This is a genomic window from Sulfolobales archaeon, assembly GCA_038897115.1.
GTDB lineage: Archaea > Thermoproteota > Thermoprotei_A > Sulfolobales > AG1 > AG1.
Genome location: JAWAXC010000110.1, coordinates 1 through 6715, shown reverse-complemented (window position 1 = coordinate 6715; position 6715 = coordinate 1). Strand labels below are relative to the sequence as shown.

General features: G+C 41.8%; 7 protein-coding genes. 3 read left to right on the top strand and 4 right to left on the bottom strand.

The features are described from left to right. Together QXE01_10755 and QXE01_10750 are read left to right on the top strand one after the other, a co-directional pair. Positions 1 to 592, top strand: a 592-nt coding sequence (locus QXE01_10755) for an adenosylhomocysteinase (protein MEM4971716.1), incomplete at its 5' end; no start/stop codon positions are given. Between the two features lie 129 nt (positions 593 to 721). After that, the gene (locus QXE01_10750; protein MEM4971715.1) at positions 722 to 1441 is read left to right on the top strand and encodes a nucleotidyltransferase domain-containing protein; all 720 of its coding nucleotides are present in this window, start codon (positions 722 to 724) and stop codon (positions 1439 to 1441) included. A 415-nt stretch (positions 1442 to 1856) separates the two neighbouring features. On the opposite strand, the gene QXE01_10745 is transcribed toward QXE01_10750, so the two are convergent. After that, positions 1857 to 2165, bottom strand: a complete 309-nt coding sequence (locus QXE01_10745) for a 50S ribosomal protein L14e (protein ID MEM4971714.1) — start codon at positions 2163 to 2165, stop codon at positions 1857 to 1859. 232 nt (positions 2166 to 2397) lie between these two features. Between QXE01_10745 and QXE01_10740 the strand changes: the two genes are divergently transcribed. Beyond that, positions 2398 to 2643, top strand: a complete 246-nt coding sequence (locus tag QXE01_10740) for an Lrp/AsnC ligand binding domain-containing protein (GenBank protein ID MEM4971713.1) — start codon at positions 2398 to 2400, stop codon at positions 2641 to 2643. 185 nt (positions 2644 to 2828) lie between these two features. Here the strand turns inward: QXE01_10740 and QXE01_10735 are convergent, their stop codons facing one another. The 3 genes from QXE01_10735 to QXE01_10725 form a co-directional block, all read right to left on the bottom strand. After that, a complete protein-coding gene (locus QXE01_10735; GenBank protein ID MEM4971712.1) occupies positions 2829 to 4109 on the bottom strand; it encodes a transposase in 1281 nt (426 codons plus the stop codon). Between the two features lie 190 nt (positions 4110 to 4299). After that, on the bottom strand, positions 4300 to 4926 hold the full coding sequence (locus QXE01_10730) for a LysE family translocator (protein MEM4971711.1): 627 nt from the start codon (positions 4924 to 4926) through the stop codon (positions 4300 to 4302). Between the two features lie 48 nt (positions 4927 to 4974). Continuing rightward, a partial coding sequence (locus QXE01_10725) for a class I tRNA ligase family protein (GenBank protein ID MEM4971710.1) occupies positions 4975 to 6715 on the bottom strand: 1741 nt, incomplete at its 5' end.

Below are 6715 nucleotides of genomic sequence, written 5' to 3'. Positions count from 1 at the left end.
AGCTATGAGGGCTAGGGGTATGGGTGCTAGGGTTATAGTAGTTGAGGTAGACCCTATAAGGGCTTTAGAGGCGCTTATGGACGGCTTCGAGGTTATGAACATGGCTAGAGCGGCCCAGGTTGGCGATATATTCGTTACAGCAACAGGTAATAAGGATGTGATTAGAAGGGAGCATATGATGCTCATGAAGGACGGGGCTATACTAGCTAATGCAGGGCACTTCAATGTTGAGGTATCTGTTAAAGATCTAGAGGAGATCTCTGTCTCGAAAAGGGTTGTGAGGCCGAATGTCACAGAGTATATGCTGAGGGATGGAAGAAGACTATATCTCCTGGCAGAGGGTAGGCTTGTAAATCTAGTGGCTGCAGAGGGGCATCCAAGTGAGGTGATGGATATGAGCTTTGCGAACCAAGCCCTCTCCGTAGAATATCTAATTAAGAATAAGGGTAAACTCGAGCCCAGGGTATATAATGTTCCATATGATATAGATAGTGCTGTGGCTAGGCTTAAGCTATCCTCACTTGGCGTAGAGATTGAGGAGCTTACTGAGGAGCAAAAGAAGTATCTATCACAATGGTTAGAAGGAACATAATACTGCTAGCATTAAATAATACACCTCTTATAATGAAGCTCCTAAACCCTTTCCAATGGGTATCTTTGACAATATATGATCCTTATCATCAACTATAATATATTGCTAACGAGATCTAGAGCGGGAGGCTTGAGAAGAAAGGTAGATGTTAGAGGGGATATAGTAGAGGTTGTCTATGATAAGAGGAGATTTGAGATCTTAGAGGAGAAGAGGGGAATAGCCAGGGAGATTTTGCAGGAGCTTAAGAAATGCGGTATCGAGGGCTACGCCTATGGCTCCATAGCGAGGGGGGATGTGAGTGTTGATAGCGATGTAGATATAGCGATTATGGGTGAGGTTTCTATCAACATCCTCGTATCGTGTCTTGAAAAGAGATGGAGAATATATAGGGGAGAGATAATTGTTGCAACACCTATGAAAACCCCTGCCATGTATCTCTACCTCGATCCACAGGATATGATAACAATCACTAAATACCTCGGCGAACCATCTAAAACAGAGAGGGAGTTCTTTGCATTCGGCGGCATAGTAGGACTTGAAGAGATATTAGCAGGGCTTAGAGTCCCAGGTGTGGATAAAAGGCTAAAGCTTATAATCCCAACCGAGCGGGGGCATATAGAGAGACCTGTGATAGGCTATGAAGCTGAGGTTGCCAAGATATTAGGCGTATCGCTGGACACGGTTATTGAAAGGGTTAGAGTGCTTACTAGGAGGGATGAGCATGGAAGGACAGGTGTATATTTCAAGGAGGGGTTTAGCGGTGACACACCTGTTGAAGAGGTTATAAGGAGGATATGCAAGAGATCAGGTCCCATAAGGAGGATCTTTGCTGAAAAAGCCTTATGCTAGCTATCTAAAAATCTAGATCTTCCTCTATATTAGTACATTATATACAAAGTTGAAAACCTAGTCATCTAGAGTAGAAGAGGCTATCTAGGCTACTGTTCATTCGAGCCCTACCTTCATGTGTTAGATACTACTAGTTCATCACGGTCTTCCCGTGTCACCTCACCGTAAGCTTATCGCCTAAGGCTCTGGAAAGCCCAGGGTCACAATGATTTAGGTATCCCTCGTTTCTAAGTTTTCACTCTAAAGAGAGTGATATGGCATTAAGGAGATATGGCTTGGATAGACATTCTGTGTTCACCTATAAATAGTACTAAGAGGTATAGAAAGACACAGCTTAATACAGAGAGCCATAATTTAATTATTTCTACCCCAGTCACAAAAGTAAAACTGTTTGTAGGAATATCGTGAAAAGGGGCTAGCTTTTGACTACCATTATAAGCCTTGTTGGTTGTACCTTGATCCTTTCCTTCATATATTCTTCGAGCCCTTCTCTTTTAATAGCCTCAATAACCTCTTGATCCGATGCGCCTTTCTGTATAGAGATCTTTTTCTCTGTGGGCTCGATATGATCTATATTTACTCTTCTTCTCTTAACACCCGTGATCTCCTTAGGCCCTGTTATAAGAACATAATTACTGTCTATTATATCTACTATTACGCATTTCTTCCCAGCCTCTCTTCCTCTAAGCTTAACACAGATCCTCCCAACCTCTATTGCTGGCATTTTTAGTCCTACCAACATTCTAATTCAGAGCCTATAAGGCTGATAATGGGATCAAAAGATTTCATATAAGGCTAACCATAGCTTTTCCAAACTACCTCTTCCCGTAACATGAATCGATAGTTTTGGTAAGTGCATACATTAATATATTATGAAAACATAGCCCTAATAAGTTATATGTGTAACTAAACAAATTATAAAAGGGTCTATAGACATAAATATGAGGATGGTTCCGATGAGTAAGGCAATCGTTTTGATAAATACAGATGTGGGTGCGGAAGAGGAGGTGTTCAACCAGCTTCTAAAAGTTCCAGGAGTTACAGAGGTATATATTGTGTATGGAGTATATGATGTTGTAGCGCTAGTCTCAGCTAAGTCTCAGGATGAGCTAAGGGAGATAATAGTTAGACATATAAGAAGAATGCCTAAGGTGAGATCAACAACTACAATGATGGTTGTTGAGGAGAGTAAGAAGAGCTAGCTTATAACCCAGAGATTTTTAAGCTGGCTTTTTAATATACCTAAAGCCCTATCTTTTTAGGGTGAGAATAAATAGGGATGTTTTTATAAGCAATTGAGGCAAATAAATGCCTAACCTAGTGTATAAAACTAGGCATGGTACTAGACAGCTGACCTCCTCCCCGCCCTAGGGGGAACCCTCGCCCTTCAGGGCGGGGAGGTTTGGGCTACATCCCGAGCTATTGCTCGGTTTAGCCCTGGGCCGGGTCTCCGGCCCATTACCCCTACCCCGCATAGTGCGGGGCTCGGGGTTATGGCCTTCTTTTTAGCCAAGATATTAAATGCTCCCACGAGGTCTGCATTAAATACAATATTATGCTTATAGCATTTGAACAGCCCTCCCGATATTCTCTCATGACCCTCTATAGTTCTGCATATCGAGCATGTCCTAGATGTATCCTTCTCATCAACATGCTCAACCTCTATCCCGTATTCCTCAGCAACATCTCTCAATCTTCTCAATAGATATCCATAGCTCCATACATGGATAATCTCGAAGTTAATCTTAGAGCTCTTATTAGGCTCTTGAGAAGCGTATTTCGGATGACCAACGAATATCCTCTTAACACCTTCACTATATAGCCATTCTATCGTGTTCCTAACAGCCCAGTCAATATAGCTCTTGATCTGTTTCCTCCACTTCTTATACATCCTCCTAAGCCTCTTAGATGTTTTAAAACCATATTTATTCAGAGTACTCTGATAATCAGATATCTTTTCCCTCCAGTAGAAGCTAATAGCCTTCAAGGGCCTTCCATTGACAAGCAATGCAGATCCGTCATCAACATAGACGGCTAAGAGGTTATTGATGCCTATGTCTATGCCAGCCTCTTTATTTCCATTAGGCTTAAGTGGGATCCTAAAGCTACTGCCCCTGATCACCTTCTCCTCAACCTCATATGATACATACATATACCATTTCTTATCATCAGCATCGTAGTGTATCTCAGCCCTACCCTGCCTCCCAGCTATATGTATCTTCCCAGAGTATCTAACCCTTATAGATCCTATAGCTCCCAAGCCCTTAATAACTATATATTCACCATCAATCCTATATTGATCATTTCTGAGGACTGTCCACAGGGTTCTCCTCCCACCCCTCTTCCTATATCCAGGTGGATTAACTTTCTTTATGAATGGTGGTAGCCTTCTCTCCTTCTTAGCCTTCAAAGATGAGAAGAAGCCTCTCCAAGCCTCATCATTCTTATTCAGAACCTGCTGTGTAGTAGCAGATCCAATTATCTTCTTATACCTCTCATAGAACTCCTTATATGTTTGCTTAAGATCTACTCTCTTGGTTTCGAAGAACATTCTCCTCCTAGCATAGTTGATCTCGTTCCAGAGCTTTGAGGAGAGGTTACAGAGTGATTTTAGCCTCTCCTCAGCCACCTCATCTGGCAGTAGCCTTAGCATCACCGTTCTGATCAAGATATCACGCTCGGGCCCCTGCGGGCATAGAGATAGGGGTGTTATAGCTATTAGAGGTTGGCCCGCCGAGGCCCAAAAGGATTGTGGAGCAAAGCTTATAAGCATTAACAACATCCCCGCCCTAAAGAGCGAGGCTTTCAGTTGTAATAGCTCAGGATATAGCTTTAAAGCCCTATCTAGGGGGTGTTAATTATCGAGTTCTCAGGTCTAGCAAAGTCCAGAGCCCCTCATATAGGATCAATCCTGCAAATGTTAGGAGGACAGCTATGGAGAAAACCTTTATAGCTATTATTGTGACTCTACCTCCATAGTAATAGCCAGCTCTAACCAGGAGTGGGAAAAAAGTGATCCATATTAATATCGCTATAAATAGCCCTGTTATAGCGGCTGGGCCAAATATGGAGAGAAATGAGAGCCCAGCCGAGAGCCACCAGAGGATCTGATAGGGATTTGTAAGCCCAAGAGCTAGTGAGGTTGAGTACGAGACCAAACTGTTTGCAGTTTTAGATCTGCCTCCTCTATTTTTCACATCTTTTTCTGGGTTTGACTTAGCTATTAACAATGCTAAAAGAATCATATATGACCCTCCAACTACGTATATAACCTTAATTATATTGCTATCTATTATATTGGATGTAAAATATGTGATAATCATTAATATAAAATCAGCGGTCATAGCTCCTAAGCCTGTGAGAAAGCCTATTTTAAATGATACAAGGGACCTGCTAGCTATTAGCGCATTCATAGGGCCTGGAGGAACGGCTAGAGAGAACCCATATATAAGTCCTGCCAAGAAATTAACTACACCATCGCCCATACTGATCTACCTACTGACCTATCAAATAATTATAATATAATATTTATTTTATTCTATATATATCCCTGGTCTGAGTGGTAGTGCCTCCTTCTTCTTACCCCTATAATCTGGCGCACTTACATCATCCGCAGAGTATATCTGGAGCTCTGCAACCCCTATGATATTTTTGAGTGTTTCTAAGCTATCCTCCAAGATCTTGATCTCCTCTAGATCTGGTATGCTCATGATCATATCAGCTATATCTTCTGGTATTGTTGATGCATAGTCAAAGATCTTCTTTATCTTGGCAGCCTCTTCACCCCTAACCTCTCTAGAGGTGCTTGCAAGGAACATCTCCATAACAGATCTAATCCCCTCACCTTTTCTCTGAGCCTCGATAGATCTTATTAGTATTGCCATATCATTCTTAGGAGCTACATAGATAACTATTTTAGATGGTTTTCTCTTAAGGAGTGTGGATATCTCTGTTATATCCTCTTTCAATCGTGTGAGATAGATGTGTTTTAGCTCTGCTCTGATATCTATATATCTCCTCAATACCTCTCTATCAAAGCTCTTCTTAACAATATAATCCCTCTCACCAAGGATCTCGTGCCATATCTCCTCAGCAATGTGTGGTATATATATTGATAACATTATTATCCAGATTTTAAGAAGCTCGATCATCTCAGACCAGATGCCCTCACTACTTTGTATATATTCGCTGAAATAGTTGGTAACATCATATAACAGCTTAATCCCTCCCTCTCTAACCTTTAGCTTTTCAAGGGATTCATCGGCCCTTAACAATGCTCTAGAGATTCTAGAAGCATATATGCGATCTAAATCTGTTGCCATATCCCTTCGAGGAGTTCTGAAGAGCTTTTCAACAAGCTCGTAGATCTTTCTAAGATGTTCCGAAACGCTCAATGCTATCTCATGTCTAAAGTCTAGATCCTGGCCAACTTCTGAGGATATAGATAGAACTACCCTCACAACATCATTACCATAGATATCTATAGCCCTGAAAACTGGGAGTATGTTTCTTAGGCTCTTAGACATCTTCTTCCCATCTCTCAACACCCACCCATGGATCAGCATGGCCTTGGGCCATAGCTCCTTTGGGAAGATAGCTACGTGGTTCATTATGAAAAAGAGTAGATGGTTATTAGCAAGATCTTTACCAGCTACCCTCAGATCTAGTGGGTACCAGTAGAGAAACTCCTTCCTAAGATCCTCAAGATCCTCTCTCCTAATTCCATATCTAGCAGAGATTTCATTAGCACTGCCCCTGCCGAGGAATATGTAATTCCACAGATCGTTATCTATCCTAGAGGGATCTTTAATTAGGTTTCTAATCTTATGGGATATGGTGTAGAAAGCCATATATATTGTAGAATCGCTGAGGCTCTCGATAATCCACCCAGGATCCCATGGTAGTTGTGTCCCCAAACCCCTGGTTCTTGCACAGGGCTTCTCTCTTAAACCCTTTATCAGCTCCCCCATATACTCTCTCATCTCTGGTGGTTGTATATACATGCTATTCAGAAGCTCTAGACCCTTGGACTTCCACTCGGCATCTCCATAGTTTATGAACCACTGATTCTCTAGAACCTTTACCACAACCTCAGTTCCGCATCTACAGTATACAGGCTTATTCATTATCTCATATATAACATCTCCATATCCTGATAGCCTCAAGAGCTTCGCTATATTCTCTCTAGCCTCTGGTACACTCTTGCCTTCAACCCATCCCCTTACAAATCCTAAGAGTATATGTTTATCGCTACCCCTAATATACTTTGAAAGC